This window comes from Shewanella sp. SP1S1-7, assembly GCF_031932105.1.
GTDB lineage: Bacteria > Pseudomonadota > Gammaproteobacteria > Enterobacterales > Shewanellaceae > Shewanella > Shewanella baltica.
Genome location: NZ_JAUOEU010000010.1, coordinates 100,884 through 127,327 on the forward strand (window position 1 = coordinate 100,884; position 26,444 = coordinate 127,327).

General features: G+C 46.7%; 30 protein-coding genes. 10 read left to right on the plus strand and 20 right to left on the minus strand.

The annotated features are described in order from the left end of the window. The first annotated feature begins 91 nt into the window (after positions 1 to 91). Entirely contained in the window at positions 92 to 2,290 is a 2,199-nt protein-coding gene (locus tag Q4Q49_RS10365) for a S46 family peptidase (RefSeq protein ID WP_311999297.1), read from the plus strand. 253 nt (positions 2,291 to 2,543) lie between these two features. Here the strand turns inward: Q4Q49_RS10365 and rplI are convergent, their stop codons facing one another. From rplI to rpsF, 4 genes are read right to left on the minus strand one after another with little or no spacing between them, the layout of a single operon-like run. Continuing rightward, positions 2,544 to 2,996: a 50S ribosomal protein L9 gene (rplI, locus tag Q4Q49_RS10370; RefSeq protein WP_106649434.1), complete on the minus strand. Its 453-nt coding sequence runs from the start codon at positions 2,994 to 2,996 to the stop codon at positions 2,544 to 2,546. A gap of 36 nt (positions 2,997 to 3,032) precedes the next feature. Then, positions 3,033 to 3,260, minus strand: coding sequence for a 30S ribosomal protein S18 (gene rpsR / locus Q4Q49_RS10375; protein ID WP_006083042.1), 228 nt, complete (start codon positions 3,258 to 3,260; stop codon positions 3,033 to 3,035). A 12-nt stretch (positions 3,261 to 3,272) separates the two neighbouring features. Next, entirely contained in the window at positions 3,273 to 3,578 is a 306-nt protein-coding gene (gene priB / locus Q4Q49_RS10380; RefSeq protein ID WP_006083043.1) for a primosomal replication protein N, read from the minus strand. An 8-nt stretch (positions 3,579 to 3,586) separates the two neighbouring features. Next, positions 3,587 to 3,982, minus strand: coding sequence for a 30S ribosomal protein S6 (gene rpsF / locus Q4Q49_RS10385; RefSeq protein ID WP_006083044.1), 396 nt, complete (start codon positions 3,980 to 3,982; stop codon positions 3,587 to 3,589). Between the two features lie 213 nt (positions 3,983 to 4,195). Between rpsF and Q4Q49_RS10390 the strand changes: the two genes are divergently transcribed. Both Q4Q49_RS10390 and Q4Q49_RS10395 read left to right on the plus strand, forming a co-directional pair. Then, positions 4,196 to 4,939, plus strand: a complete 744-nt coding sequence (locus Q4Q49_RS10390) for a DUF481 domain-containing protein (protein WP_311999298.1) — start codon at positions 4,196 to 4,198, stop codon at positions 4,937 to 4,939. A gap of 240 nt (positions 4,940 to 5,179) precedes the next feature. Continuing rightward, positions 5,180 to 6,622, plus strand: a complete 1,443-nt coding sequence (locus tag Q4Q49_RS10395; RefSeq protein WP_311999299.1) for an MFS transporter — start codon at positions 5,180 to 5,182, stop codon at positions 6,620 to 6,622. 148 nt (positions 6,623 to 6,770) lie between these two features. On the opposite strand, the gene rlmB is transcribed toward Q4Q49_RS10395, so the two are convergent. The 8 genes from rlmB to zapE form a co-directional block, all read right to left on the minus strand. Next, on the minus strand, positions 6,771 to 7,511 hold the full coding sequence (gene rlmB, locus Q4Q49_RS10400) for a 23S rRNA (guanosine(2251)-2'-O)-methyltransferase RlmB (RefSeq protein WP_311999300.1): 741 nt from the start codon (positions 7,509 to 7,511) through the stop codon (positions 6,771 to 6,773). Then, positions 7,512 to 9,935 (minus strand): ribonuclease R, encoded by a 2,424-nt coding sequence (rnr, locus tag Q4Q49_RS10405; RefSeq protein ID WP_006083048.1) that lies wholly within the window; start codon positions 9,933 to 9,935, stop codon positions 7,512 to 7,514. It lies immediately after the preceding gene. Positions 9,936 to 9,971: 36 nt separating this feature from the next. Continuing rightward, a complete protein-coding gene (motX, locus tag Q4Q49_RS10410) occupies positions 9,972 to 10,628 on the minus strand; it encodes a flagellar protein MotX (RefSeq protein WP_106649429.1) in 657 nt (218 codons plus the stop codon). Between the two features lie 124 nt (positions 10,629 to 10,752). Continuing rightward, positions 10,753 to 12,048, minus strand: coding sequence for an adenylosuccinate synthase (locus tag Q4Q49_RS10415; RefSeq protein ID WP_106649428.1), 1,296 nt, complete (start codon positions 12,046 to 12,048; stop codon positions 10,753 to 10,755). 72 nt (positions 12,049 to 12,120) lie between these two features. Then, the gene (locus Q4Q49_RS10420) at positions 12,121 to 12,309 is read right to left on the minus strand and encodes a DUF2065 domain-containing protein (protein ID WP_006083051.1); all 189 of its coding nucleotides are present in this window, start codon (positions 12,307 to 12,309) and stop codon (positions 12,121 to 12,123) included. Between the two features lie 153 nt (positions 12,310 to 12,462). Next, positions 12,463 to 12,855, minus strand: coding sequence for a 30S ribosomal protein S9 (rpsI, locus tag Q4Q49_RS10425; protein WP_006083052.1), 393 nt, complete (start codon positions 12,853 to 12,855; stop codon positions 12,463 to 12,465). Between the two features lie 14 nt (positions 12,856 to 12,869). Next, complete coding sequence (gene rplM / locus Q4Q49_RS10430) at positions 12,870 to 13,298, minus strand: 50S ribosomal protein L13 (RefSeq protein WP_012088240.1); 429 nt, start codon at positions 13,296 to 13,298, stop codon at positions 12,870 to 12,872. A 290-nt stretch (positions 13,299 to 13,588) separates the two neighbouring features. After that, a complete protein-coding gene (zapE, locus tag Q4Q49_RS10435) occupies positions 13,589 to 14,701 on the minus strand; it encodes a cell division protein ZapE (RefSeq protein WP_115335535.1) in 1,113 nt (370 codons plus the stop codon). A gap of 413 nt (positions 14,702 to 15,114) precedes the next feature. Here zapE and degQ point away from each other — a divergent pair, with 413 nt between their 5' ends. Then, on the plus strand, positions 15,115 to 16,467 hold the full coding sequence (gene degQ / locus Q4Q49_RS10440; RefSeq protein ID WP_006083055.1) for a Do family serine endopeptidase DegQ: 1,353 nt from the start codon (positions 15,115 to 15,117) through the stop codon (positions 16,465 to 16,467). A 115-nt stretch (positions 16,468 to 16,582) separates the two neighbouring features. Then, positions 16,583 to 17,665 (plus strand): outer membrane-stress sensor serine endopeptidase DegS, encoded by a 1,083-nt coding sequence (degS, locus tag Q4Q49_RS10445; RefSeq protein ID WP_012088236.1) that lies wholly within the window; start codon positions 16,583 to 16,585, stop codon positions 17,663 to 17,665. A gap of 145 nt (positions 17,666 to 17,810) precedes the next feature. Here degS and murA read toward each other — a convergent pair whose 3' ends face one another. The 8 genes from murA to Q4Q49_RS10485 form a co-directional block, all read right to left on the minus strand. Further along, positions 17,811 to 19,070 carry a UDP-N-acetylglucosamine 1-carboxyvinyltransferase gene (gene murA / locus Q4Q49_RS10450; RefSeq protein ID WP_006083057.1) on the minus strand — a complete coding sequence of 420 codons (1,260 nt, stop codon included), beginning with the start codon at positions 19,068 to 19,070 and terminating at the stop codon, positions 17,811 to 17,813. A 9-nt stretch (positions 19,071 to 19,079) separates the two neighbouring features. Continuing rightward, positions 19,080 to 19,337 carry a BolA family protein gene (locus tag Q4Q49_RS10455; protein WP_006086065.1) on the minus strand — a complete coding sequence of 86 codons (258 nt, stop codon included), beginning with the start codon at positions 19,335 to 19,337 and terminating at the stop codon, positions 19,080 to 19,082. Between the two features lie 19 nt (positions 19,338 to 19,356). Beyond that, positions 19,357 to 19,641 (minus strand): lipid asymmetry maintenance protein MlaB, encoded by a 285-nt coding sequence (locus Q4Q49_RS10460; protein ID WP_006086066.1) that lies wholly within the window; start codon positions 19,639 to 19,641, stop codon positions 19,357 to 19,359. Further along, positions 19,638 to 20,300, minus strand: coding sequence for a phospholipid-binding protein MlaC (locus Q4Q49_RS10465; protein WP_006083060.1), 663 nt, complete (start codon positions 20,298 to 20,300; stop codon positions 19,638 to 19,640). Before Q4Q49_RS10465 ends, Q4Q49_RS10460 begins: the two co-directional genes overlap by 4 nt. Before the next feature lie 11 nt (positions 20,301 to 20,311). Next, positions 20,312 to 20,785, minus strand: coding sequence for an outer membrane lipid asymmetry maintenance protein MlaD (gene mlaD / locus Q4Q49_RS10470; protein WP_006083061.1), 474 nt, complete (start codon positions 20,783 to 20,785; stop codon positions 20,312 to 20,314). A gap of 56 nt (positions 20,786 to 20,841) precedes the next feature. Beyond that, the gene (gene mlaE, locus Q4Q49_RS10475; protein WP_006083062.1) at positions 20,842 to 21,627 is read right to left on the minus strand and encodes a lipid asymmetry maintenance ABC transporter permease subunit MlaE; all 786 of its coding nucleotides are present in this window, start codon (positions 21,625 to 21,627) and stop codon (positions 20,842 to 20,844) included. Then, positions 21,624 to 22,442, minus strand: a complete 819-nt coding sequence (mlaF, locus tag Q4Q49_RS10480) for a phospholipid ABC transporter ATP-binding protein MlaF (RefSeq protein ID WP_311999301.1) — start codon at positions 22,440 to 22,442, stop codon at positions 21,624 to 21,626. The genes mlaE and mlaF overlap by 4 nt, the downstream gene beginning before the upstream one ends. A gap of 206 nt (positions 22,443 to 22,648) precedes the next feature. Next, a complete protein-coding gene (locus Q4Q49_RS10485) occupies positions 22,649 to 22,807 on the minus strand; it encodes a hypothetical protein (RefSeq protein WP_310802633.1) in 159 nt (52 codons plus the stop codon). A 279-nt stretch (positions 22,808 to 23,086) separates the two neighbouring features. Here Q4Q49_RS10485 and Q4Q49_RS10490 point away from each other — a divergent pair, with 279 nt between their 5' ends. Genes Q4Q49_RS10490 through lptB form a run of 5 tightly spaced genes read left to right on the plus strand, consistent with a single transcriptional unit; the run spans position 23,087 to position 26,441 of the window. After that, complete coding sequence (locus Q4Q49_RS10490; RefSeq protein ID WP_006086070.1) at positions 23,087 to 24,064, plus strand: KpsF/GutQ family sugar-phosphate isomerase; 978 nt, start codon at positions 23,087 to 23,089, stop codon at positions 24,062 to 24,064. Next, entirely contained in the window at positions 24,064 to 24,615 is a 552-nt protein-coding gene (gene kdsC, locus Q4Q49_RS10495; RefSeq protein WP_311999302.1) for a 3-deoxy-manno-octulosonate-8-phosphatase KdsC, read from the plus strand. Before Q4Q49_RS10490 ends, kdsC begins: the two co-directional genes overlap by 1 nt. Continuing rightward, positions 24,612 to 25,172, plus strand: coding sequence for an LPS export ABC transporter periplasmic protein LptC (lptC, locus tag Q4Q49_RS10500; protein WP_311999303.1), 561 nt, complete (start codon positions 24,612 to 24,614; stop codon positions 25,170 to 25,172). The genes kdsC and lptC overlap by 4 nt, the downstream gene beginning before the upstream one ends. After that, positions 25,159 to 25,713, plus strand: a complete 555-nt coding sequence (gene lptA / locus Q4Q49_RS10505) for a lipopolysaccharide transport periplasmic protein LptA (RefSeq protein ID WP_311999304.1) — start codon at positions 25,159 to 25,161, stop codon at positions 25,711 to 25,713. Before lptC ends, lptA begins: the two co-directional genes overlap by 14 nt. Next, on the plus strand, positions 25,710 to 26,441 hold the full coding sequence (gene lptB / locus Q4Q49_RS10510; RefSeq protein ID WP_106649416.1) for an LPS export ABC transporter ATP-binding protein: 732 nt from the start codon (positions 25,710 to 25,712) through the stop codon (positions 26,439 to 26,441). The genes lptA and lptB overlap by 4 nt, the downstream gene beginning before the upstream one ends. Positions 26,442 to 26,444: the final 3 nt, after the last annotated feature.

Here is a 26,444-nt window from a genome sequence, read left to right on the forward strand (position 1 = left end):
TGATATAAAACCCGCGTCAAGCAAACAGGATGTTTACACTCGCCTGTTATCTCATTCCAACGGACACTCTAATAATCAATAAGGAAAGAACATGCGTATTGCATTGGTTGCGGCCTTAGTAATGACATCCGGCATAGCAACTGCCGACGAAGGACAATGGCAACCTTATCAAATGCCTTCTATTGCAGACAAACTCAGTGAACGCGGAATCAATATCCCTGCAGAAAAACTGGCCGATCTTACAAGTTATCCAATGAACGCCGTTGTAGGGCTGGGCTATTGTACCGCCAGTTTTGTCTCCCCCCAAGGGCTAGTTGTGACAAACCACCATTGTGCCTTCAAGGCGATACAATATAACACTAAGAAAGAACATAACTATCTCGAACAAGGCTTTTTAGCTACATCAATGGACAAGGAACCCTCTGCCGGTCCTAACGAACGTTTATACATCACAGAGGCAGTAACCGATGTCACCGCCCAAATCAATCAAGGCCTAAGCCAAGATCCACTGAGCCGTTACGAAGACATTCAAAATCACAGTAAAGAACTGATCAAAAGCTGTGAAGCCGATGCGAATTATCGCTGTAATGTCCGCAGTTTCCATAACGGCCTAGAATACTACCTAATCAAGCAATTGATGATCCGCGATGTACGCTTAGTGTATGCACCTCCGGAAAGTGTCGGTGCCTACGGCGGCGACATCGATAACTATGAATATCCACGCCACTCGGGTGATTTTGCCTTCTTACGAGCTTACGTCGGAAAGGATGGCCAACCCGCTGCATATAGCGACGATAACATCCCTTACAAGCCAAAGAGTTACCTTAAAATAAACGCCGATGGCGTGAAAGCCGGTGACGGCGTGTTCGTCGCAGGCTATCCGGGCTCAACCAGTCGCTATAATCTTACTAGTGAACTTAAGTTTGCCAGTGACTGGCTGTATCCCACCCAAGCTAAACGCTATCAATTACAGATTGATACTATCGAAGCTATGGGGCAAAAAGATGCCGATATCGCCATTAAGTACGCTGGCAATATGGCTTCAATGGCCAACCGAATGAAGAAACTCAATGGCCTGTTAGCGGGTTTTAAAGCCACGGATATCGTGGGCATTAAACAAAGCCGTGAGGATAACTTTTTAGCTTGGCTTAAAAAAAATCCTAAGCTAAATCAAAACCTCATCGCTGAGTTAGAAGTGCTACTTGCCGAGCAACAACAGGCGTTCCAAAGTAATTACTACTTTACTAATGCCCAATCGAGCACCCTGTTAACCGCAGCAAACAGCTTGTATCGTCTTGCGAAAGAAAAACAAAAGCCCGATGCCGAACGTGAACAAGGCTATCAAGAGCGTGATTTAGCGATGCTGAGCTCGCGTCTTAAACGTATCGATTCGAGTTTCGATGTCAAAGTCGATAAGACATTGTGGTTACAGGATTTAAATGCTTACCTAGGCCAATCGAATCGCGTGGCTGCGCTCGATAAAATGTTAAGTGTAAACAGTAAAGACGTAGATCTTGCGGCTAAACTCGATGGTTTGTATTCACTCACTACGCTCATAGACCAAGCCCAACGTCTGGCGTGGATGAATGCCGATGTTAACGCCTTCGAAACCAGTGCCGATCCCTTTATTCGTTTAGCCGTAGCACTTTACGACACTAATATGGCGCAGGAAAAAACGGAAAAAATCTTAGACGGTAAGTTATCAACTGCTCGCCCAGACTATATGGCCGCAGTGATCGAATACTATAAGGCCAACAACTGGCCGGTCTATCCTGACGCCAACGGTACGCTGCGTATCAGCTACGGTATGGTCGATGGTTATCAATCACGTGATGCACTCTACAAACAGCCGTTTACTCGTCTAGATGGCATAGTCGCGAAACACACAGGCGTAGAGCCCTACAATGCACCGAAAAAGCTCCTCGATGCGATTGCCGAGCAGCGTTTTGGCAATCATTTAGTGAAGTCAGTTTATCAAGATCCCCGCGGCTGGATTTGCAGACTCTTCTCTTGCTTAGACAAACCCGAAGAATTTAACTCTGTACCGGTTAACTTCTTATCGAGCGTTGACACCACAGGCGGTAACTCGGGTTCGCCCGTCTTTAACGGTAAAGGTGAGTTAGTGGGGCTTAACTTCGACTCCACCTACGAGGCCATCACTAAAGATTGGTTCTTCAACCCAACCATCACCCGCGCAGTACACGTGGATATCCGCTATATCCTGTGGATGATGGACGAAGTCGACCATGCCGATAATCTGATTAAAGAACTAGATTTAGTAAGAAATTAACACCCAGAGCTGAATCAGTTGCTCTAAACAAAAAGCCGCTCACTGTTTTGCAGTAAGCGGCTTTTATTTGGGCTCGTATTTTAGCAGTGAATGCACTTTGAGATAATGAGATTGAATGAATAGGCGCATATTACCTATCGCTTAAATCCATCGCAGAGCCGATATCCAAACCTAAATACACTCAAATCCTAAATTTCAGCCATAAAAAAACACCGCCGAGGCGGTGTCTTTTTATATTTAAAGCGAGTCGTAATTAAGCTTCTGCAACCACAGATACTTTAACAACAGCTTTAACTTCAGTGTGTAACTGAACTTCAACTTCGAAGTCGCCAGTAGTACGCAGAGCGCCTAATGGTAAACGAACTTCTGATTTAGCCAGCTCAACACCAGCAGCAGTCACTGCATCAGCGATGTCACGGTTGCCAACTGAACCAAACAGTTTGCCTTCATCACCCGCTTTAGAAGCGATAACAACCGCTTCCAGTGCAGTGATTTTCTCAGCACGTAGGTTAGCAGCAGCTAATTCAGCAGCTAATTTAGCTTCTAATTCAGCGCGACGAGCTTCAAATACTTTAACGTTGCTTTCGTTAGCAACAACAGCTTTACCTTGTGGCAAAAGGAAGTTACGTGCGTAACCAGCCTTAACTGTTACTTGGTCACCCAAGTTGCCTAGGTTAGCGATTTTATCAAGCAGAATAACGTTCATTATCAAATCCTCTATATTCGATTAGGAATACTGCAATTACTGATGTAAATCAGTATATGGCAGTAGAGAAAGATAACGAGCACGCTTGATAGCGCGAGCTAGTTGGCGCTGATATTTAGCACTAGTACCAGTGATACGGCTAGGAACAATCTTGCCGCTTTCAGTGATGTAGTTCTTTAAAGTAACGATATCTTTGTAATCAATTTCTGCAACACCTTCAGCGGTGAAACGGCAGAACTTGCGACGACGGAAATAACGTGCCATGTTGACAGTCTCCTAAGTTTTCAATTCGACATTTTCGGCATGGATAACTAAGCGGTTCTGACCATTGCGCCCCTGTTGAAGCGTCATAAAGCCTTGCACTTGTACTTCCACACCTGCTTTCAGATCTTCTGCGACGCTTTCAAAGCGTGGCCCACTCAATATCACTTGAATTTGTACGTAGACGTTGCGGAGCATATCTGCTTCATAACGCTGCGATTTGTGTTCCAACATAATCACACTGTGTGCAATACCCGCTGGGCTTTTAAAGCGTCTTGAACGAGTTATCGTTCCTGACAACACCAAGTTATTGGTGGTCACAGATTACCTTACTCAGCGATTTCTTCAGCGTGAGCTTCATCGTATGAGCGTTCGCCAGCTGGGCCACGACGTGAATCGCGCTCATCTCTAGCTTTAGCCATTGGAGATGCTTCAGTAACGGCAACTTTAGTACGCATTACCATGTTACGCAGAACTGCGTCGTTGAAACGGAAAGCTGTTTCTAGCTCTTCGATCGTCTCTGCTTTAGCTTCAACGTTCATCAGAACGTAGTGAGCTTTATGCAGATCAAGGATTGGGTAAGCCAGTTGACGACGGCCCCAATCTTCTAAACGGTGGATTGTGCCGTTAGCTTCGGTGATAACACCTGTGTAACGCTCAATCATACCTGGTACTTGTTCACTTTGATCTGGGTGAACCATAAATACGATTTCGTAATGACGCATTTATTGCTCCTTACGGTTATGTAGCCTCGGTATTGGCTCAGTCAAACCAAATGGAGGCAAGGAACGAAAAATAGTGACTGATTTGAGCGCGAGATAGTACAGAAAGCAAGCCAGAAACTCAAGCAATAACTTTGCCTCGCCAATCAATACAGGTATGATGGCGCTTCATCTATATTCGGACGTCTGACATCAGCTAACCAAGAATAAAACATAATGCTAAAAGTTATTGTGCCAATCTTTTTATTTTCCCTTTCATTTCCTGCGCTTGCGCTTGTTCCACCTGATTATCAGGAACCGCCCAGCGATTTTACCGCAGAAATCGAAGCGGGTTTGCAACTGAATACAGGCAATACCGAATCCAGCAGTTTTAACGGTCGAACCCAACTGATTTACGACACTAAGCAAACCAAGCAAGAAGCCACGCTCAAAGCCTACTTTGCCTCAGAAAAAAGCAAGACGACTTCCGAAAAATACGAACTCCAACTCCAGTCGAACTATAAACTCACTAAGGGTTATATCTTCGGACGCGGTGATTTTACTTGGGATCAATTCGGTAGTTACACGCAAATCTCAACTATTTCTAGTGGTTACGGTTTTAATGCCATCAGCAGCTACAAGACCAAACTCAGTCTTGAAATCGGCCCCGGTTACCGATATAACTTACCTGCAGAATCTGTGGATATTCCCAATCCTGATGCTGAGAAAGACGTCATTTTGCGTACCGCTGCAAAGTTTTCTCAAAAACTGCAGGAATACAGCAGTCTCAATGCAGATTTAACTGCGGAAGTCGGCGAGAACAACAATACCCTCACCTTAGACATGAACTACAAGAATCTGGTGTTCCAAGATTGGGCGTTTAAAATCGGCATGAACATCAAATACACTGAAGTGGTACCAGAGGGTAGCCAACAGACAGATACCATCACCACCTTCAACCTGCTTTATACCTTTAGATAACCGCTTTAGATAATCCGTAGCAATACAAGCAAGTACACGTCGCCAAAGTCATCTTTGGCTGGCGGCGACGTTAAAGCTCCTCCGCCCTCGCCCAAGTTATTTCAGCATAATCTAAGAATTTTTTGAGCAAAAATGCGCAATTAATCAAGATTTACCAACAATTTGCAACACAACATAAACACCACCCCCTGATATACTCACGGTTTATTATCAATCTTGTTTGTGTTTTCGGAGTTGTATATGACTAATCCGCTGCGCACTTTCGCCTCTTTATATAGCACCACATTATTAATGGTACTGGCCGGCGGTTTGCTCACAACTTACCTTGGGCTCAGGCTCTCGGTGATGAACGTGCCACAGATATGGATAGGCGGCATGATGTCGGCCTATTATGTTGGCCTAGTGGCGGGCTCTAAGATTGGTCATAGACTTATTGCCCAAGTGGGCCATATCCGCGCCTTTGTTGCCAGTGCTGGCATAGTCGCCGCATCTGCATTGGGTCATGCACTTGTGGATGAACTAGCAGTTTGGCTGCTCCTCAGGCTCGTTGTCGGTATGGGCATGATGTGCCAATACATGGTGCTCGAAAGTTGGCTTAACGAACAGGCCGAAAGTAACCAAAGGGGTACAGTGTTCGCGAGTTATATGATCGTATCTTACTTCGGCTTGATCTTAGGCCAAGGCGCGATCAGTATCTTCCCCGAATTAGGTCTAGAACCGTTACTGCTTATCGCGATTTGTTTCTCACTCTGTATCGTACCTATTTCACTCACGCGTCGTCTTCACCCTGCGCCTTTGGTTCCTGCCCCACTCAAAATTGCCCATTACTGGAAAAAAGCGCCGCAAGCACTCACAACCATCGCAATTGGTAGCATGATAGTGGGTTCGTTTTATGGTCTCGCGCCCGCCTATGCGAGCAACTTAGGTTTACCGCCTGAAAAAGTTGCTACTTATATGACGGCAACGATTTTAGCGGGGTTACTGGCGCAATGGCCTATGGGGAAACTGTCCGACATTATGTCCCGCAGCCGCCTTATTCGTATCAACTGTATATTGCTTGGCATTTTAGCTTTAGCCATCGCCTTAACACCCTATCATCCGGTGATTTCGCTGGTGATGACTTTCCTCTTCGGTATTTTGGGCTTCACCTTCTATCCCCTTGCTACAGCACTGGCGAACTCGCGAGTCGAACAGAATGAGCGAGTCGGCTTATCCGCAACTATCTTATTGACCTTCGGCTTAGGGGCCAGTATCGGTCCACTGATCGCCTCGACGTTGATGCAATGGCTTGGTAACAGCATGCTATATGGCTTTATGTCTGCCTGTACCTTAATCTTGTTTGTGCGGCTACGTTATGTACATGCACAACAAAAAGCCGAAACCAATGTCACCCAAGACTACATAATGGCGACGGGCGACTTAGTCTCTTCACCACTGGCGGCGGCGCTAGACCCTAGGGTTGATGTTGAATCGATTCAAGAACATATGACGCCCAGTGCTAACCTAGATGAAGCGGAATATGATTTAGGGGCTGATGGCGTCGATGACGATATTATCGACGCAAATGACAGTGATGAGGAACAACTCACCTTCAGTTTCGATATCGAGCAAACTGAGCCTGAAGCCGTTCAAACGGATGAAGCCGATAGCCATCCGGTTAACCTAGACAAAGCGCAGACATAAAAAGACCAACAAAAAAGACCGATTAACTGTTTAAAGTTAATCGGTCTTTTTATTTCTGCAATCTATAACTAAAACAGATAGTTACTGCAACAAGTCGTTACTGCAAGCCTGATACCGCATGTGCGAAATCAGGCAAACGTGAGCGTAATTAGCTGCGGCGCTGACGCACAGCTTCAAATAAGCAAATACCGGTCGCAACCGATACATTCAAGCTCGACACACTACCCGCCATAGGGATAGAGATCAGTGAATCACAAGACTCACGGCTTAAACGGCGTAAACCTTTATCTTCCGCGCCCATGGCAATCGCTAATGATCCTTTGAGATCGGCTTGATAAAGCTCGCAATCTGCTTCGCCCGCGGTGCCCACAATCCACACACCCTTATCCTGCAAGTGACGCATAGTACGTGCAAGATTAGTCACTTGGAATAAAGGCACTGTTTCCGCAGCGCCACATGCCACTTTACTTACAGTGGCCGTTAAGCCAACTGAATTGTCTTTAGGCACGATAATACCTTGCACGCCCGCCGCATCAGCATTACGTAGACAAGCGCCTAAGTTATGGGGATCCGTCACGCCATCCAAAATCAGCAGGAATGCTTGCTCAGTGTTAGCAAGCAGCACATCTAAATCTTGCTCGTTCAATACTTTCGCCGCTTTAACGCGCGCGACTATGCCTTGATGTTGGCTGCTTTCCGCTTTGTCATCTAAGGCTTTACGAGAAGCGACTTGAATCGTCGTGCCAAAAGCTCTAGCCTGATTGGCCAGCACAGTTAAGCGCTCATCGTCACGGCCTTGTAACAGCCATAACTCGATAATGCGCTCAGGGCTATGCTTTAACAGGGCTTCAACTGCGTGGATCCCAAAAATAATATCTTGTTTTTTCATTTATTTCTTTCTCGTGCTCCGCTTAGCGGCTTTTGGCTTTTTAGCCGGATCTTTTACTGCTGTTTTTTTCGCTTTAGTGCCCGCTTTAGCCTTAGGTTTGGCTTTGCCAGCTTCAGCCTTAGTACTAGGCGTTGCGGTTTTACCCGCTTTGCCTTGCTTAGCACCTTCGCGATTAACACGCTCACGGGCAGTCATCGGCTTATCACGGCTGGCAGATGCTTTACGCTTGCCGCCTTTACCGTCATCGCCCAGCATGACTAAATCAATCTGTCTGTCATCTAAGTTAACAGCAGCGACCTTAACCGTCACAGGATCGCCCACTTGATAGACTTGGCCTGTATGCTCACCGATAAGGCGTTGACGCATAGGATCGAATTGGTAGTAATCACTACCTAGGCTTGAGATATGTACTAAGCCATCGATAAACAGCTCATTTAAGCGCACGAATAAACCAAAGCTGGTCACTGAGGCAATCACAGCTTCGAAGGTATCGCCGACGTGATCTTGCATAAACTCGCACTTGAGCCAATCGCTAACATCACGAGTCGCTTCATCGGCACGACGCTCTGTAGTCGAACACTCTTCGCCCAATTGGTCGAGTTCATCGAGTTGATAGTGGTAGCCACCATCCTGCGTCCACTTTTCTGTGGCTTCGCCTCTTTCCTTCGCCAGTAAATAACGGATCACACGATGTAAGACTAAATCCGGATAACGGCGAATGGGCGAGGTAAAATGCGCATATTCTTCTAAGGCTAGACCGAAGTGACCTTCATTATCTGGGGTGTAAATTGCCTGACGCATAGAGCGCAGCAACATCACTTGGATAAGTTCAGCATCGGGACGGTCGGCAATTTGCAGCATCACGTTCTGGTAATCAGACGGCGTTGGCTCAAGTCCGCCAGGCATAGTCAAACCACGCTCAGCAAGGAACTCTTTAAAGTTCGCCAACTTTTGCTCAGATGGCGCTTCATGCACTCGGTACAGCACGTCGCCTTTGTGTTTCTTCACAAATTTAGCTGCAGAAACGTTGGCTAAAATCATGCATTCTTCAATGATTTTATGTGCTTGATTACGGCCACGCGGCACGATTTTATCAATCTTGCGCTGCTCATTGAAAATGAACTGCGTTTCCATGGTTTCAAACGCAATCGCACCACGCTCAGCTCTTTGCTCATCTAGCGCTAAATACAATGACTGTAAACACTGCAGATGCGGGAACAAGGCTTCATGCTCAGGCGCAATCGGGCCGCCTTCTAACATCTCAGCCACTTGGGTATAAGTGAAACGGGCATGGGAATACATCACAGCCGGATAAAACTTATAACCCGACAACTTGCCTTTGGCAGACACTGTCATCTCAGCGACCATACATAAACGGTCGACGTGAGGATTAAGCGAACATAGGCCGTTGGAGATTTTCTCCGGCAGCATAGGGATCACTTGCGATGGGAAATACACTGAGTTACCACGGGCACGCGCTTCAGTATCTAAGGCTGAATCGGTGCGAACATAATAACTAACGTCAGCAATCGCAACCCATAAACGCCAGCCGCCACCGGCTTTTTTCTCCGCATACACGGCATCGTCAAAATCACGGGCGTCTTCGCCGTCGATAGTCACTAATGGCAGATGACGTAAATCCACACGGCCAACTTTATCGGCGTCGGTCACTTCATCGGGAATTCGGCGCAGTTTCTTCTCGATCACAGGTGACCAAGTATGGGGCAAGTCATAGTTACGCAGGGCGATTTCGATTTCCATCCCCGGCGCCATTTGCTTACCAAGCACTTCAGTCACTTTACCCGCAGCCTTAACAAAACGACCTGGGCGACGCGTTAATTCAACCACAACCACATCGCCTTGACGGGCGCCGTTGCGATCTTCATTCGCGACTAAGATTTCTTGAGTAATACGCTTATCATCGGCAATGACAAATGCCATACCGCTATCAACATGATAACGGCCGACAATTGCAGCACTGCGCGGCTGGATCAAACGCACCAAACGCGCTTCGCGACGACCACGACGATCTGTGCCTGCTTTTTGCGCTAGCACTTTATCACCGTGGAAATACATCAGCATGTCGCGGTTCGAAATAAATAAGTCATCACCGCCTTCATCGGGTTTGAAAAAGCCGAAGCCTTCTCTGTGTCCGAGCACTGTGCCGGGGATAAGATCCATTTTCTCGGGCAAGCCATAGCTCTGCCCACGGGTGAACACAAGTTCGCCATCGCGTTCCATCGCACGAAGGCGACGGCGCAGGGCCTCAAGTTGTTCTTCCTCTTGGATGTTTAACGCCGCAGCAATACTGTCACGAGTGATAGGTGATTTCTGAGAACGTAAGTAATCGATAATATACTCACGGCTTGGGATAGGGTTTTCGTACTTATCCTGTTCACGCTCAAAATGAGGGTCTTTGATCATTCAATATCCAAATAATGTGTCTCTAGAAGAGACAACTTAACGGGTTCGCAACTGTTCTTGCTGAGCCCGCGCCACTGCACTGGGGGGCATTTTAGCTGCTAACACCTGCAGTAAAGACAAGGCTTTTTTCTTCGTCGCCTCGTCCGCAAATACATCGTTATATAACCAGTGATAGGCCATCTCGTAATCCCTAGGACTACCATAACCTTCACCGAATAAACGCACTAACATCATACGAGCGGATAAATCACCACTTGCAGCAGCAGGCAATAAATAATGCACTGCTCTGTCTTTATTGCGGATGACAAATTTCCCACTCTGATAATACTCGGCAAGCTTTAACATCGCTTCTGAGCTACCTTGTTCGGCCGAGTCACGTAACAAAGCAATCCCCTTCACAGGGTTAGCCTTTACACAAGTTCCATGATTGAGCATTTCGCCCCAAAGGAATTGATATAAAGGCTGTTTTAAGACTTGGGCTCGCGCCTCAATGTCTTGAACTAACTGGCAATCATCACGTTTCACTTTCGCTAAATATTGATCGCTACGGATCAAATCAAGCAATTGGTCTTGGCTATAAATATCCACCGCCTGCGTTTGGGCAAAGCACATTGAAGATACTAAGGGCAGTAGCGCAACTAGTGCTGTACGTAGCATAACGACTCTCAATGACAATAGGGTGAATACTTGCATCGGCAGTATAACCTATTTCTTGAGCTTGAGCTGAATTCTTGAGCTAAACATCTAACCGCAGAAGGAAATAGAGAAAGGCATAAAGAAGTAGAGAAAAGGCCGTGAAACACGGCCTTAACAGGTCTTAATTGAACGGATTAACCAAAATCATGGTTTCGTTACGGTCAGGACCCGTAGAGATAATGTCGATTGGTGTTTCTAACAACTCTTCAAGACGCTTGATATAATTGATCGCTGCCGGTGGCAGTTGCTCAATTGATGTCGCGCCAAAAGTCGACTCGCTCCAACCTGGCATAGTTTCATAAACAGGCGTAACCAGTTCATAACCTTCAGCCGCAAGCGGGGTCACTTTAGAGATAGTGCCATCAGGATTCTGATAACCCACACAAATCTTCACTTCTTTCAGACCATCAAGTACATCTAACTTAGTCAAGCAGAAGCCGCTAACACTGTTGATTTGAACCGCGCGGCGCATTGCCACAGCATCCAACCAACCTGGACGACGCTTACGACCCGTTGTCGCACCAAACTCATGACCTTTAGTACCTAAATGATCACCAACTTCACATAACAGTTCAGTAGGGAATGGACCTGCACCCACACGAGTGGTGTAAGCCTTCATGATACCTAAGACATAGTCTAAATGACGTGGACCAAAACCGCTGCCCGTCGCAACACCACCGGCAGTGGTATTTGAAGAGGTTACAAATGGGTATGTTCCGTGGTCGATGTCGAGTAATGTACCTTGAGCGCCTTCGAACAGAATTGGTTCACCGGCTTTACGCGCAGTATCCAATAGTTCAGTCACATCAACACACATGCTCTTCAGATAGTCGGCCATAGCCAAAGCATCTGCTAGCGTTTGCTCGTAATCAACCGCTTCAACTTGATAGTACTCTGTCAGCATAAAGTTATGGTATTTCATAACTTCTTTCAGCTTTTCAGCAAACAGCTGCGCATTGAACAGATCGCCTACTCGCAGACCGCGACGGGATATCTTGTCTTCATACGCAGGTCCGATACCACGGCCAGTTGTACCAATAGCTTTATTGCCACGTGCTTTTTCACGGGCGATATCTAAGGCGCAATGGAAGGGTAGGATCAGCGGACACGCTTCAGAGATCAACAGACGTTCCTCAACAGGAACACCACGATCTTTCAGCATGTTGATCTCTTTCATCAGGGCGTCAGGTGCAAGCACCACACCATTGCCAATAATGCATTTCACATTATCGCGCAAGATACCTGATGGGATCAGATGAAGAACGGTTTTTTCACCGTCGATAACCAAGGTATGACCAGCATTGTGGCCGCCTTGATAGCGAACTACATATTTTGCCTGTTCTGTTAGAAGGTCGACAATCTTACCTTTTCCTTCGTCACCCCATTGGGTGCCGAGAACAACTACGTTTTTGCCCATTATTTGCTGCAAGGTTGCGGTTAAAAAAGAATTTTAACAGATCTTAGTCAGTAAGGGCAAGCTGGGTGTTTTTTACGCAAAAATTACCAAAATCACCACTCCTGCTGTGACTAATGCGCCACCGAGTCGCTGGATAACCTGCTGATTTTGATGGGAGAGTTCATTTAAATAACGACGCCATTTATTCGGAAATAATAACGGCCCTACGCCTTCTAAAAGTAATACAAGTGCCACTGCCAGCATAAAAACTTGAAAAGTCATGCGCACCTCAAACTCAATCACTCAATGCAATTTAGTGTATATCAGCTCACTTCAACAACAGAGTCTCTTATTTAAATGAATTCGCCAGTACCGTAAATTCTAGCCAATAAAAAACCCAGCATAGGCTGGGTTTTTTGATATTCCAAAAACGAATTAACGCTTAGAGAATTGTGGCTTACGACGTGCTTTACGTAGACCCACTTTCTTACGCTCAACTTTACGAGCGTCACGGGTAACGAAACCAGCAGAACGTAGTGATGGACGCAGTGCTTCATCTAATTGCATCAGAGCACGGGTAATACCGTGACGTATTGCGCCTGCTTGGCCAGTGATACCACCGCCTTTAACAGTTACATAGATGTCCAGCTTGTCAGTCATTTCAACTAACTCTAAAGGTTGACGAACAACCATACGAGCAGTTTCACGACCAAAATACTGATCCAAAGGACGTTGATTTACAACGATGTTGCCACTACCTGCTTTAGCGAAAACGCGAGCTGTAGAGGTTTTGCGACGGCCAGTGCCGTAGTACTGAGTTGCAGCCATTTGCTTAATCCCGTTTAGATATCAAGAACTTGAGGTTGTTGTGCAGTGTGGTTATGTTCTGCGCCAGCGTAAACTTTCAGTTTACGGAACATGGCACGGCCCAGAGGACCTTTTGGTAACATACCCTTAACTGCTTTCTCGATGATCATTTCTGGCTTTTGCGCTTGCAGCTTTTCAAAGCTGATTTGCTTAATGCCACCAGGGAAGCCTGAATGCGAGTAGTACGTTTTGCCTTTCGCTTTGTTACCAGTAACAGTCACTTTTTCAGCATTAACAACGATGATGTAATCACCGGTATCAACGTGTGGAGTGTATTCTGGCTTATGCTTACCGCGTAAACGGATAGCGATTTCAGTAGCGATACGACCTAAAGTTTTGCCGTCTGCATCAACGACGAACCAGTCACGAGTTACGGTTTCTGGTGTAGCAGTAAAAGTCTTCATTATTACAAAAACCCAAAGTTAATTTTCTGTCTCACATGCTGTCTGCATTTGCAAACAACACAAAATTGCCTTTTAGCACCCCTTCGAGCACTGACTTCGGCTTACAACTTCCGCCCAATTGGCGGAGTAACGTGGGCAGGTGGCGGAGTATAGACAAAGCTGAGTTAAAAATCACCTGATATTTTGATAAAAATTATAAAATATCGACCAATCTGGCTTGTCATCCTAAGGATTAACAAGCCACTGGTGATTTAACACGGGAGTTAAAGCAAAACTCTTGCGTCGCTGGGTTAAGGCAGGTGCTCTGTTTTCAAATAATCGTGTGATTGCATCTCAATAAGACGCGAGCGACAACGTCTAAATTCGAAGTTAAGCAAGCCATCGGCGTAGATGTCTTCGAGTGGCACTTGGGCCGATACGATAAGCTTTACATTGCGCTCGTAAAACTCATCAACCATAGCTAAAAATCGTCTGGCGATATCATCACCGGTCAAAAATGCGCCCATTTGCTCAATGCCGCTGACCAGCACAGTATGGTAAATCCGCGCCAATTCCATGTAGTCACGCTGACTTCGCGGACCATCACAGAGCGCTCTAAAATCGGCCAACAATACGCCCTGCGCCTGCTGACGAATACTGATACTACGACCTTCGATTTCGATGTCGGCGGTAAGCACCTCAGACTCAGGCGCTAACTGGCTAAAATAACGCATAAGATTGGCATCGGCTTGTGCATCTAACGGATGATGATAAATCTCCGCTTGCTCAAGGGTGCGTAGTCGATAATCGATGCCAGAATCCACATTGAGCACTTCACAATGTTGATTAATTAAGGCTATAGCGGGTAAGAAACGTGCCCGCTGTAAGCCATTTTTATATAAGTCGTCGGGGATGATGTTAGACGTAGCGACCAGCACAACGCCTTCTTTAAATAGCGCTTGAAACAGCGTACCTAACAACATGGCATCGGTAATATCGGAGACAAAGAATTCATCGAAACAGATAACGCGATATTTCGCGGCCATCTTTTTCGCAATCACCAGCAAGGGATCGCGCACGCCTTTCAGTTCATCTAAATCTAAATGTAGCTGATGCATGAAACGATGGAAGTGAGCCCGCAGCTTTTGATCGCCAGGCAAGGCATCAAAAAAAGTATCCATCAGATAGGTTTTACCGCGCCCCACACCGCCCCAAAGATACAGGCCTTTAGGTGAAGCAGGCGCCGATTTTAAGCCTAATGCACTAAACAATTTCCCTACGATAGAACTCGGCTCTTCCGCCGCCGTTAAGTCTTCATAGACACGTTGTAATGCTTTGACCGCAATTTCTTGGGCCGGATCATGGGAAAAACCGTCACGGGTAAGATCTTTTTGATAATGCTGCCAAGGGCTTAACTGAGGCACTTTTTAATTCTCTTATGTCCTTTATTAAAACTGCGATGATATTAGCACGGCCAATGTGGCGCAGGATATATTAATGCTGAATACGACTTTTGCCTCAACGCTAAACAGCATACAAACGGCGAATAAACCTCTATGCTGTAGGTCATTTTAATCGGCAAAACTTGCTGATATCAGGGCTTGAAAAATGAGTATCTTGCCCACAGTTTTCCACTCAGCAACGAGTATGAAACAGCCGATAAAATAGGCTCAAAAAAATTAACATTTGTTAATATGATGAACTTTTTCAATTAGGTGCGTGTCCGAATGGTTACCTAGGCAAATAGCCGGTACCGATACAGATTTGATCTGGCACTCGCACAATAGCTGATGCATTACATCCAGATCGTTCAACCCTTATTTGGAGTTATGAATAGATGAAAACAAAATTATCTGTACTTTCAGCCGCAATGTTAGCCGCGACCCTGACTATGATGCCTGTCGTCTCACAGGCCGCCATTCCACAGACGGTTGAGGGACAATCCATTCCAAGTCTTGCGCCCATGCTTGAGCGTACGACACCTGCTGTTGTGTCCGTAGCCGTTACGGGGACTCATGTTTCAAAACAAAGAGTGCCTGATGTTTTCCGTTACTTCTTTGGCCCCAATGCGCCACAAGAGCAAGTGCAGGAACGTCCTTTTAGAGGCTTAGGCTCAGGCGTTATTATTGATGCCGAAAAGGGCTATATCGTTACCAATAACCACGTGATTGATGGTGCTGATGATATTCAAGTTGGTCTACATGACGGTCGTGAAGTAAAGGCCAAACTCATTGGTACTGACTCAGAATCGGATATTGCATTGCTGCAAATTGAGGCAAAAAATCTTGTCGCAATCAAGTCATCAAACTCTGACGACTTACGTGTTGGTGACTTTGCCGTTGCCATTGGTAACCCCTTCGGTTTAGGGCAAACCGTGACTTCAGGTATTGTCAGTGCTTTAGGCCGTAGCGGTTTAGGCATAGAAATGCTGGAAAACTTTATTCAAACCGATGCCGCGATTAACAGTGGTAACTCGGGTGGTGCACTCGTTAACTTAAACGGGGAATTGATTGGGATTAACACCGCAATCGTAGCGCCGGGCGGTGGTAACGTTGGTATCGGCTTTGCGATCCCAGCCAATATGGTGAAAAACTTGGTCGCGCAAATTGCCGAACACGGTGAAGTACGCCGCGGAGTACTGGGTATTTCGGGACGCGATCTTGATAGCCAACTCGCCCAAGGCTTTGGTTTAGACACCCAACACGGCGGCTTCGTGAATGAAGTAGCCAAAGACAGTGCCGCCGAAAAAGCCGGTATTAAAGCGGGTGATATAATTATCAGCGTCGATGGCCGTGGTATTAAGTCCTTCCAAGAACTGCGTGCCAAAGTCGCCACTATGGGCGCGGGTGCTAAGGTTGAGCTAGGACTCATCCGCGACGGTGATAAGAAAACCGTTAAGGTGACCTTAGGTGAAGCAAGCCAAACCAGTGAATCTGCGGCTGGCGCCGTGCATCCTATGTTGCAGGGTGCATCCTTAGAAAACTCATCTAAGGGCATTGAAATCACCGATGTCGCCCAAGGTTCACCTGCGGCAATGAGTGGCTTACAAAAAGGAGATGTGATTGTCGGTATTAACCGTACTGCAATTAAAGATCTTAAGGCACTTAAAGCACAGCTAAAAGATCAAGAAGGTGCGGTGGCACTGAAGATCATGCGTGATAAGAGCATGTTGTATTTAGTCCTACGTTAATCGACTAAATAGGTCATTTTTTCTGCCACACATAAGCATAGGGAGCTTAGGTTCCCTATGCTTACATAGATTAAACATGTTAATCTAACTCACCTTTTTCAAGATCCATCCTGCCATGACGATAAAAGACACACTATTATATCTCGGTAAAGCCACCCTTTTCGGTCTTATCATGGCGGCCATGTTTTTATTGGTAACCCGTTATTTCGATAACCAATCCCTCGGTAATAGCCTGCTACAAACCCGGGCCAACAACACAGTCGAGCTATCCTTTGCCAAGGCGGTCCGCCGCGCAGCGCCTGCCGTAGTTAACATTTATAGCCTCAGCATAGATCAGAACCGCCCACTTAACTCGGGCTCGCTACAAGGCCTAGGTTCTGGGGTGATAATGAGCAAAGAAGGCTATATTCTTACAAATTATCATGTCATTAAAAAGGCCGACGAAATTGTTGTCGCCCTGCAAGATGGACGCAAATTTACCTCTGAAGTGGTAGGTTTTGATCCTGAAACCGATTTATCGGTACTCAAGATTGAAGGCGATAACTTACCGATTGTCCCCGTTAATCTCGACAGTCCACCTCAAGTTGGTGATGTCGTGCTCGCCATTGGTAATCCCTACAATTTAGGCCAAACCATTACCCAAGGCATCATCAGTGCCACGGGTCGTAACGGCTTAAGTTCTGGTTACTTAGACTTTTTGCAAACCGATGCGGCGATTAATGCCGGTAACTCTGGAGGCGCGCTCATTGACACTAACGGCAGCCTTATCGGTATTAATACCGCAGCATTCCAAGTGGGTGAAGAAGGCGGCGGCCATGGGATTAACTTCGCTATCCCAATTAAATTGGCCCACAGCATTATGGGTAAGTTGATTAAAAACGGCCGCGTGATCCGTGGTGCTTTGGGTATTTCTGGCGAGCCAATTAACCCTGTGGTGGCGCAGATCCTTAATCTACCCGACCTAAAAGGTGTGCTTGTTACAGGTGTCGATCCTAATGGCCCTGCGGCGCGTGCCCTCTTAATGCCAAGGGATGTGATTATTAAATACGATGGTGAAGATGTGCCAGGTGTTGAAATGCTGATGGATCGCATCGCTGAAACCACACCGGGTAAGAAAGTGTTGATGACTGTGATACGCCAAGGTAAACAACAGGAGTTACCTGTGATTATCGATGAGAAGGTTGTGGTCGATAACTAGAGTCGCGCCCCTCATTGCGTAGCACACTAAAACGCAGACAACAAAAAACCAGCTTTTAAGCTGGTTTTTTAATGGGTCGAGATTTAATCCCTCAGGCCTAACTCAATAGCTCAATAGCTCAATAGCTCAATAGCTCAATAACTCGTTACTGAGTACGCACAACCTGCGCGCCTAAACCTTGGAACTTATTCTCAATGTGCTCGTAACCACGGTCTAAGTGATAGATACGATCGACAATCGTCTTACCATCGGCCACTAAACCCGCAATCACTAGACTCGCTGACGCGCGTAAATCCGTCGCCATCACCTGCGCACCACTTAAGGATTCAATCCCTTGGATGATGCAGGTATTACCTTCAAGCTCCATGGTTGCACCCATACGAATAAGCTCTGGTACGTGCATAAAGCGGTTTTCGAAGATGGTCTCGGTAATGGTGGCCGTACCTTGCGCTAAGGCATTAAGCACACAGAACTGCGCCTGCATATCCGTTGGGAAACCGGGATAAGGTGCCGTCTTGATATTGACCGCCTTTGGACGCTTACCTTGCATATCAAGCTCAATCCAATCTTCGCCCGTCGTAATCTTAGCGCCCGCATCTTCAAGCTTAGCGATAACTGACTCAAGTGATGCAGGATCGGCTTTTAGGCAACGAATACGGCCACGAGTTACCGCAGCAGCAACCAAGAATGAACCGGTTTCGATACGGTCTGGCATCACGCGGTAATTACAGCCCTGTAAACGCTCAACCCCTTGAATACGCAAGGTTGCACTGCCTACGCCGGTGATTTTTGCGCCCATGGCAATCAAGCAATTGGCCAAATCGATCACTTCAGGTTCGCGCGCCGCGTTTTCAATCACGGTTTCGCCATCGGCCAACGCCGCAGCCATCAGTAAGTTTTCGGTTGCGCCGACACTCACCATGTCCATGAAAATGTGTGCGCCCTTAAGACGACCATCAACACGGGCTTTAATATAGCCTTCTTTCACTTCAATCTTGGCACCCATCATTTCGAGGCCATGTAAGTGTAAGTTCACCGGTCTTGCGCCAATGGCGCAGCCGCCTGGCAATGACACGTCTGCGGTACCATAACGCGCCAATAACGGCCCTAAGATCAAGATAGACGCGCGCATGGTTTTCACGAGATCGTAGGGAGCGCAAAACTCATTCAGATTAGTGGTTGAAATGCGGATCTGTCCGTCGCCAAGCTCAGTCACTTCAGCACCGAGGCAACGTAATAATTTACAGCTCGTAGTCACATCGCGAAGATTCGGCACGTTAGAAACCACAAAATCGGTCTCGGCCAATACGCCTGCCATCAGAATAGGCAGAGCCGCATTTTTAGCACCTGAAATGATCACATCACCGGCAAGCGGGGGGCTTGCCTGAATTGTTAGTTTATCCACTTTTCCTCACTAGCTAGGCATGTTGAAAACTTTTTCGCGTTTCCATTGAGTCGGCGTGAAAGTTTTGATCGTTAATGCATGTAATTCACCGCTGGCAATGTGTGCCGTCAACGGTGCATAAATGGCTTGTTGCTGTTTGACTCGGCTCATACCATCGAAGCATTCGCCTACGGCGATCACTTTATAATGGCTACCATCCGAGCTAGCGTGAACTTCTTCAAGCCCTAACGCATCACGTAAAATCTGTTCGATTAAGCTGCATTCCATGAAATCTATTACCCTATTCTCAATGCGCTTCTTCGGTAAAGAAGGCATGTAAATCATATAAATCGATGAGTTTTTTAAGTTGTGGTGAGGCTGAACTCAATTCAAGTTGGCTGCCATGTTCACGCACTAACGCCAGCAAAAATGCCATGCCAGCGCTATCACTGTATTCGAGCCCAGATAAAGACAATATCTGAGTAGACTCGCCCAGCAGTTGTTGCCGCTGTGGCCAAAGTGTAATGACATCGGCTTGGGTTATGCGCCCTTTGAGATGACAAACTGTGCCTTGTTGCACAAATTCAATCACGACTGCGACTTCCCTGATTTAGCCTTGATGGTCACTTTTTCTTTGGTGCGATCTTCGAGCATCTTAATCACAGGATCGATACCCTGCTGACGAATCAGATTCGAGATTTCAGACTGCTTAGAAGACAGTAAGCTCACACCTTCGGCGACTAAGTCGAATGCCTTCCATGAGTCATCTTTCAAACGGCGTGCCTTAAACAGCAGTTTGATTGGCGGACGGCCGGCTTCGATGATCTGCACGTTCACATCCACCATTTTCTCTTTGCTGAAATCAACCCCAGGTGAAAATTCCACTTTTTGATTGGTGTATTCAGTAAAAGCTTGGGCATAGGTCGACACTAAATAACCCTCAAACGCATCGACGAAACGATTACGCTGATCTTCGGTTGAATCCTTAAGATACTGGCCTAAGACTTTGTAAGAAGCGTATTTATAATCAATATAAGGCATCAGTTCTTCACGAACGATCACCTTTAAATGATCTGAGTCAGCATCGATTAGCGCTTTATCTTTATGAAAACGATCGAAGGTTTTATTAGCAACGGCTTTCACCATGGCATACGGGTCCTTAGTGTCGACCACCACATCGGCGGCAACAGCGCTCGTTGTCCCTAAAACCATCACTAACGGCAGTAAAAAACGAGATAAGTTTTTAAACATAGCGGTAACCCCTATTTATCCTTCGAACCCATACTATATAAGAACTGACCAATCAGTTCCTCCAACACTAATGCCGAGCGCGTGTCATCAATCTTGTCGCCATCTTTGAGCATACTGACATCATCGTCGACAAAACCCGGTGTTAACCCTAAGAATTGCTCGCCCAATAAACCCGAAGTCAAAATTGCTAAACTACTGGTTTCTGGGAATTTATCGTAACGCTTATCCATCACTAAGGTGACCACAGCCACTAACTTAACGGGATCTAAATCAATGCCACTGACGCGGCCAACCACAACACCGCCGACCTTAACGGGCGAACGTACCTTCAAGCCACCAATATTGGTGAAATTGGCTTTTATGGTATAAGTGCTATCGCTGCTTTTAACTTCAATATTGGCGACGTTAAAGACCAAGACCAAAAAAGCGGCCAATCCCGTTAAAAGAAACACACCCACTAATAATTCAATTTTTCGTGTCAACATGTTCAGCTACCACTCTGTTAATCCATCTTACCTGTGTCGAAATCCGCAGTGTTCCGTTAGCGGCCAAACATCAGGGCTGTCAGTAAAAAATCTAATGCCAATACAGCGAGGCTCGACTGAACCACTGTCTGAGTCGTTGCACGGCTGATGCCTTCCGGATTTGGGATCACTTGATAACCGCGATACAACGCAATCCAAGTCACCACTACGGCAAACACACCACTCTTGATCAAGCAGTTAACTATGTCCTGACGCCATTCGACCGACGCCTGCAGAATCGACCAAAACGCCCCGCTGTCGATTCCCTTCCATTCCACGCCGACTATGTGACCACCGTAAATACCCACAGCGGTAAACATTAACGCCAGCAATGGCATACTGATCACCCCAGCCCAAAAGCGCGGTGCAATAATCTGCCTTAATGGGTCGATAGCCATCATCTCTAAACTCGATAGCTGCTCAGTACTTTTCATCAAACCAATCTCAGCGGTTAAGGCTGAACCCGCACGTCCCGCAAACAAAAGTGCGGTAACCACTGGCCCTAACTCACGCAGTAAACTGAGCGCCACCATAGGGCCTAAGCTTTCTTCGGTGCCAAAACCAACTAAGATGTTGTAGCCTTGCAGCGCCAACACCATGCCGATAAAAAGCCCTGAGACTAAAATAATCACCATAGATTGCACACCGACCACATAAATCTGGCGTACTAATAATGGAAAGCCTTTGCGCACACGTGGCCAGCGAAAAATCGCCCCCCACAACATGAGCCCTGCGCGGCCAAAACCGAGCACTAACTCAATCGCGCTACGGCCCAAGTCGGCAATACTGTCTATTAACTTCACTTGCCAACTCCTTTTGTCATTAATTCTTGTTGGTAATCATTCGCCGGATAATGGAACGGTACAGGGCCATCCGGCGCGCCTTGAATAAACTGTTTTAGCTGCGGATTGTCGGCGTACTTCAATTCTTCTGGCGTGCCGTGGGCGATAACTTTTTTATCGGCAACCACATACACATAATCGGCAATACCGAGGACTTCATCTACATCGTGAGATACCACAATAGAGGTCAGATTCAGCGCATCGGATAACTCACGAATAAGCTTCACTAACACGCCCATAGAGATAGGGTCTTGGCCGGCAAAAGGTTCATCGTACATCACCATTTCAGGCTCAAGCGCGATGGCTCTGGCCAATGCCGCGCGGCGCTGCATACCACCGGATAATTCACTCGGCATCATCTGGGCGGCACCACGTAAACCTACGGCTTCGAGCTTCATCAGCACGATAGTGCGAATAATGTTTTCTGGCAGACCAGAATGTTCTCGCAGCGCAAACGCCACGTTATCGAACACATTGATGTCGGTAAACAGCGCGCCGCTTTGAAACAACATGCTCATCCGCTTACGCAGACTAAATAATTCATTGCGACTCACACCATGGATATCGTGGCCATCAAATAGCACTTGTCCGTGGTCAGGCGTTAATTGGCCGCCGATCAACTTTAACAGGGTCGTTTTGCCTATGCCGCTCGGCCCCATGATCGCCGTCACCTTACCCCTTGGAATGGACAGGCTAATATCTTCATATATCACACGCTGACCGCGGCTAAACCCCAAATTACGGATCTCAACCAACGGCGTTTGTTCTTGAGTCATGCTTGATTCCGACATTTGCAAAAGAGGTGATCCTAGTCTTCCTAGACTGACCAATCGAAGAGCCGCAAATTGTACGTAATTGCGCTTTAACCTACAACCGAATCGACACTATCGCCCTGCGATACTTTCAATTTGCCTCATTTACAGCGAAAATGCGCCCTAAGTTTTCACTATGCACAGGTAAAATGTTACTTAATGTTTTCAACCTAGTTGCAGAATTGACGATATTGGCTAATTCGTTCGCACTTAGCTCGCTCTTCGTCCACTTTTAGGTGCGATGCGTCGATATACGAGTGTGAAATAGAGGCATCCCGTGCGGTAATACCCACAGCGATACGGGATAAATCCATTGAAATAAACGACAAAGACGATGATATTGCTCAAGACCTTCGGCCGCTAAACAGGTTATTGTGCATGAATAGCTGCCGCAGCTGAACTTGACGAGTCGAATCAATCGCTCTAGCCTGCCGCAATTGTTTTGTTGTTTTAGGGAATTCACCACAATAAGACATATGCTAAATCGTCTGAAAACAAACTAAAACTTGGCAGAAAGCCTATTACATATCATCTTTATCGCGTACCAAATTGTGCTATTCCAATCCCATCAATGGGGCGACAAAGACAATGCAAAAAGAGAGATAGACATGGTAGACAAATCACAACTGCGCCAATGGGGCTGTAAAGTTATCGACATTGAAAAGTCAGCCCTAGACAATCTTTATCAATATGTTGATTCGGCTGAATTTGCAGAAGCTTGCGAGTTGATCCTTAACTGCACAGGCAAAGTGATTGTCATGGGAATGGGCAAATCGGGCCATATCGGTAATAAGATTTCTGCCACCCTCGCCAGCACAGGAACGCCTGCATTTTTTGTGCATCCGGGTGAAGCCAGCCACGGCGATCTCGGGGTATTAGCCGATAACGATGTGATTTTAGCGATTTCAAATTCCGGTGAGTCGAGCGAAATCCTCACGTTAATGCCCGTCATCCAACGTATGGGTGTGCCCGTTATTGCGGTAACAGGTAAACCCGAATCGAACATGGCGCGCTTATCTAAAGTGCATTTATGTATTGAAGTACCCGAAGAGGCTTGCCCACTTGGACTTGCCCCAACGTCGAGTACCACAGCGACCTTAGTGATGGGCGATGCGATTGCCATTGCGCTACTACAAGCAAAAGGCTTTACCCGTGATGACTTTGCTATGTCCCATCCTGGCGGTGCTTTAGGGCGTAAGTTATTGTTAAAAGTCTGCGATGTCATGCATAGCGGTGATGACTTACCGCTCGTTAACCACGATATTTGCATCACAGAAGCCCTGTACGAAATCTCTAAGAAAGGCTTAGGCATGACCGCGATTATCGATGATCAGCGCAAGCTGGTTGGTATCTTCACCGATGGTGATTTACGCCGCGTTATCGATGCCGAAGTAAATCTGCGTACAACGCCCATCGCCGATGTGATGACCCGTAACTGCGTGACCATCACCGACGGTGTGTTGGCCGCCCAAGCGCTGCAAGTGATGGACTCAAAAAACATCAACGGATTAATTGTTATCGATAAAGACCGCCATCCAATCGGCGCTCTTAACATGCTAGACATGGTTAAAGCAGGAGTCATTTAATGCCACAGCAAGGATTTTACGGCCCAATCAGTGATGATGTGTGGCAACGCGCGCAAAAGATTAAACTGTTGATCTGTGACGTCGACGGGGTGTTTTCCGACGGTCGTATTTACCTAAGCAATAGCGGCGAAGAGCTAAAAGCCTTCCACACTCGCGATGGCTATGGCGTGCGCTCGATACTCACCAGCGGTTTTAATCTTGCGGTTATCACTGGACGTCAATCCAAAATCGTTGAAAACCGTATGACAGCCCTTGGGGTTGCCCATATTTACCAAGGCGTAGACAATAAGTTCGAGCCCTATGAAGCATTGCTCGCACTCTATGGCGTTACCCCAGAAGAAGTGGCGTATATCGGTGATGATATTGTCGATCTGCCAGTGATGAATGTCGTCGGTTTAGCTGTCAGCGTTGCCGATGGTCATCCCTATGTGCGTCAGCACGCCCACTTTGTGACCACGCTCAATGGTGGCCACGGTGCCCTGCGTGAACTCACAGATCTATTGTTACTCAGTCAAAATAAATTCACTTCGGCCCATGGAATGAGTATATGAGTCGTGTGACACTCGCGATTATTGCTTTTTTTGGAACTGCATTAGTGCTTTATTGGCAAGTGCAGAACAAACACAGCGGTGATACCGATAATAGAGTTAAAGATCAGAATACCCCAGATTTCATCATTGAAGATCTGCGCAGTGTTGAGTTCAATGAACAAGGGCTAGTCAATAGCCGTGTGACGGCGAAACACATGGAACATTATGATTCAACGAATCAAACTTACTTTACTCAACCTGTTTATCTTGTTTATCCAGACCAAGGTAAAGCACAATGGCAACTCAGTGCAGATCAGGGCAAGCTAAACAAGGAAACGGGCAAGGTTGTACTAGAAAACAATGTTATTATTGATGCCATTAGCGCAGAAGAACCGATCCAGACCTTGTCCACCAGTTATCTGGAACTCGATCTCAATACTATGATAATGACCTCTGAACGTACCATTTACGTCACAGGGAAAGATTTTAATATTCAAGGCCAAGGCCTTTATGCCGACCTCAACGCGCAAGAAGTGAAATTGACCAGTCAGGTAGTAGGAACATATGAAGCAAAATAACGTATTACTTGCCAGCCTAATGCTAATAATGAGCATGAGCGCCTTTGCTAAAGTCGACGACCTAAAGCAGGAAGTTAAAATCAAAGCAGTGAGCCAAACGGCAGATATCAAGAACAACCAGATCATCTTCTTTGGTCCGGTGGAAGTTACCCAAGGCTCGATAAAAATCCAAGCAAATGAACTGCGTGCATTTTCTGCCGAAGGTGAAAATAGCAAAATTTTAGTGGCCACTGGTAACCCAGCAACTTACAGCCAAGTGTTAGACGATGGCCGTCCAGCCTCGGCGAGCGCGAAAGAAATTCGTTACGATATGGCAAGCCGTACCCTGACACTGAAAGGCCAAGCTTCGTTAGATCAAGCAGGTAGCCAAGTGACGGGTAATGTGATCCGCTATAACATCATCCAGCAAAAATTGATTGCAGAAAGCACTGGTAATGGTGACGATCGCGTGATCACTATTATTCAGCCTGAAAGCTATCAAGATGATGCCAAACCAGACGCGCCAGCGGATAGACCTGTGAAAAAGCAGGACTCTAAATGACCCAAATCACCCTAAGAGCACAAAATCTGGCAAAGAGTTATAAGAGTCGCCAAGTGGTTAAAGACGTCAGTCTGACGGTCAAAACCGGTCAAGTCGTTGGCCTACTCGGCCCGAACGGCGCGGGTAAAACTACCACCTTTTACATGGTCGTCGGTCTGGTTAAAAGCGATAAAGGCCACATCTTTATCGACGATGATGATTTAACCGCAGATCCTATGCACCTGCGCGCCCGCAAAGGCATAGGTTACTTGCCGCAGGAAGCCAGTATCTTCCGTAAGCTGACCGTCCATGACAACATCATGGCCGTACTGCAAACGCGCAAAGAATTGAAGAAAGAGCAAAGGGAAGAACAACTCGAGCATCTGCTCGAAGAATTCCACATCACCCACATCCGTGACAGCCAAGGCATGTCATTGTCGGGGGGCGAACGTCGCCGTGTCGAAATTGCACGGGCGTTAGCAGCAAATCCTAAGTTCATTTTGCTCGATGAACCCTTTGCTGGTGTCGATCCGATTTCGGTTATCGACATTAAAAAGATTATCGAACAGCTCAAAAGTCGTGGCCTTGGCGTGTTGATCACAGACCACAATGTCCGTGAGACATTAGATGTGTGTGAACATGCCTATATCGTGAGTCACGGAAACTTGATTGCCGAAGGAACACCCGCAGAGATCTTAGACAATCAGCAAGTTAGGGCTGTGTACTTAGGTGAACAATTCAGGCTATAGTTA

Coding starts and splice junctions, on each gene's coding strand:
- Q4Q49_RS10365 (WP_311999297.1), top strand. CDS start 92: ATGCGTATTGCATTGGTTGCGGCCTTAGTAATGACATCCGGCATAGCA.
- rplI (WP_106649434.1), bottom strand. CDS start 2,996: ATGAACGTTATTCTGCTTGATAAAATCGCTAACCTAGGCAACTTGGGT.
- rpsR (WP_006083042.1), bottom strand. CDS start 3,260: ATGGCACGTTATTTCCGTCGTCGCAAGTTCTGCCGTTTCACCGCTGAA.
- rpsF (WP_006083044.1), bottom strand. CDS start 3,982: ATGCGTCATTACGAAATCGTATTTATGGTTCACCCAGATCAAAGTGAA.
- Q4Q49_RS10390 (WP_311999298.1), top strand. CDS start 4,196: ATGCTAAAAGTTATTGTGCCAATCTTTTTATTTTCCCTTTCATTTCCT.
- Q4Q49_RS10395 (WP_311999299.1), top strand. CDS start 5,180: ATGACTAATCCGCTGCGCACTTTCGCCTCTTTATATAGCACCACATTA.
- rlmB (WP_311999300.1), bottom strand. CDS start 7,511: ATGAAAAAACAAGATATTATTTTTGGGATCCACGCAGTTGAAGCCCTG.
- rnr (WP_006083048.1), bottom strand. CDS start 9,935: ATGATCAAAGACCCTCATTTTGAGCGTGAACAGGATAAGTACGAAAAC.
- motX (WP_106649429.1), bottom strand. CDS start 10,628: ATGCAAGTATTCACCCTATTGTCATTGAGAGTCGTTATGCTACGTACA.
- Q4Q49_RS10415 (WP_106649428.1), bottom strand. CDS start 12,048: ATGGGCAAAAACGTAGTTGTTCTCGGCACCCAATGGGGTGACGAAGGA.
- Q4Q49_RS10420 (WP_006083051.1), bottom strand. CDS start 12,309: ATGACTTTTCAAGTTTTTATGCTGGCAGTGGCACTTGTATTACTTTTA.
- rpsI (WP_006083052.1), bottom strand. CDS start 12,855: ATGGCTGCAACTCAGTACTACGGCACTGGCCGTCGCAAAACCTCTACA.
- rplM (WP_012088240.1), bottom strand. CDS start 13,298: ATGAAGACTTTTACTGCTACACCAGAAACCGTAACTCGTGACTGGTTC.
- degQ (WP_006083055.1), top strand. CDS start 15,115: ATGAAAACAAAATTATCTGTACTTTCAGCCGCAATGTTAGCCGCGACC.
- degS (WP_012088236.1), top strand. CDS start 16,583: ATGACGATAAAAGACACACTATTATATCTCGGTAAAGCCACCCTTTTC.
- Q4Q49_RS10455 (WP_006086065.1), bottom strand. CDS start 19,337: ATGGAATGCAGCTTAATCGAACAGATTTTACGTGATGCGTTAGGGCTT.
- Q4Q49_RS10465 (WP_006083060.1), bottom strand. CDS start 20,300: ATGTTTAAAAACTTATCTCGTTTTTTACTGCCGTTAGTGATGGTTTTA.
- mlaD (WP_006083061.1), bottom strand. CDS start 20,785: ATGTTGACACGAAAAATTGAATTATTAGTGGGTGTGTTTCTTTTAACG.
- mlaF (WP_311999301.1), bottom strand. CDS start 22,442: ATGACTCAAGAACAAACGCCGTTGGTTGAGATCCGTAATTTGGGGTTT.
- Q4Q49_RS10490 (WP_006086070.1), top strand. CDS start 23,087: ATGGTAGACAAATCACAACTGCGCCAATGGGGCTGTAAAGTTATCGAC.
- kdsC (WP_311999302.1), top strand. CDS start 24,064: ATGCCACAGCAAGGATTTTACGGCCCAATCAGTGATGATGTGTGGCAA.
- lptC (WP_311999303.1), top strand. CDS start 24,612: ATGAGTCGTGTGACACTCGCGATTATTGCTTTTTTTGGAACTGCATTA.
- lptA (WP_311999304.1), top strand. CDS start 25,159: ATGAAGCAAAATAACGTATTACTTGCCAGCCTAATGCTAATAATGAGC.
- lptB (WP_106649416.1), top strand. CDS start 25,710: ATGACCCAAATCACCCTAAGAGCACAAAATCTGGCAAAGAGTTATAAG.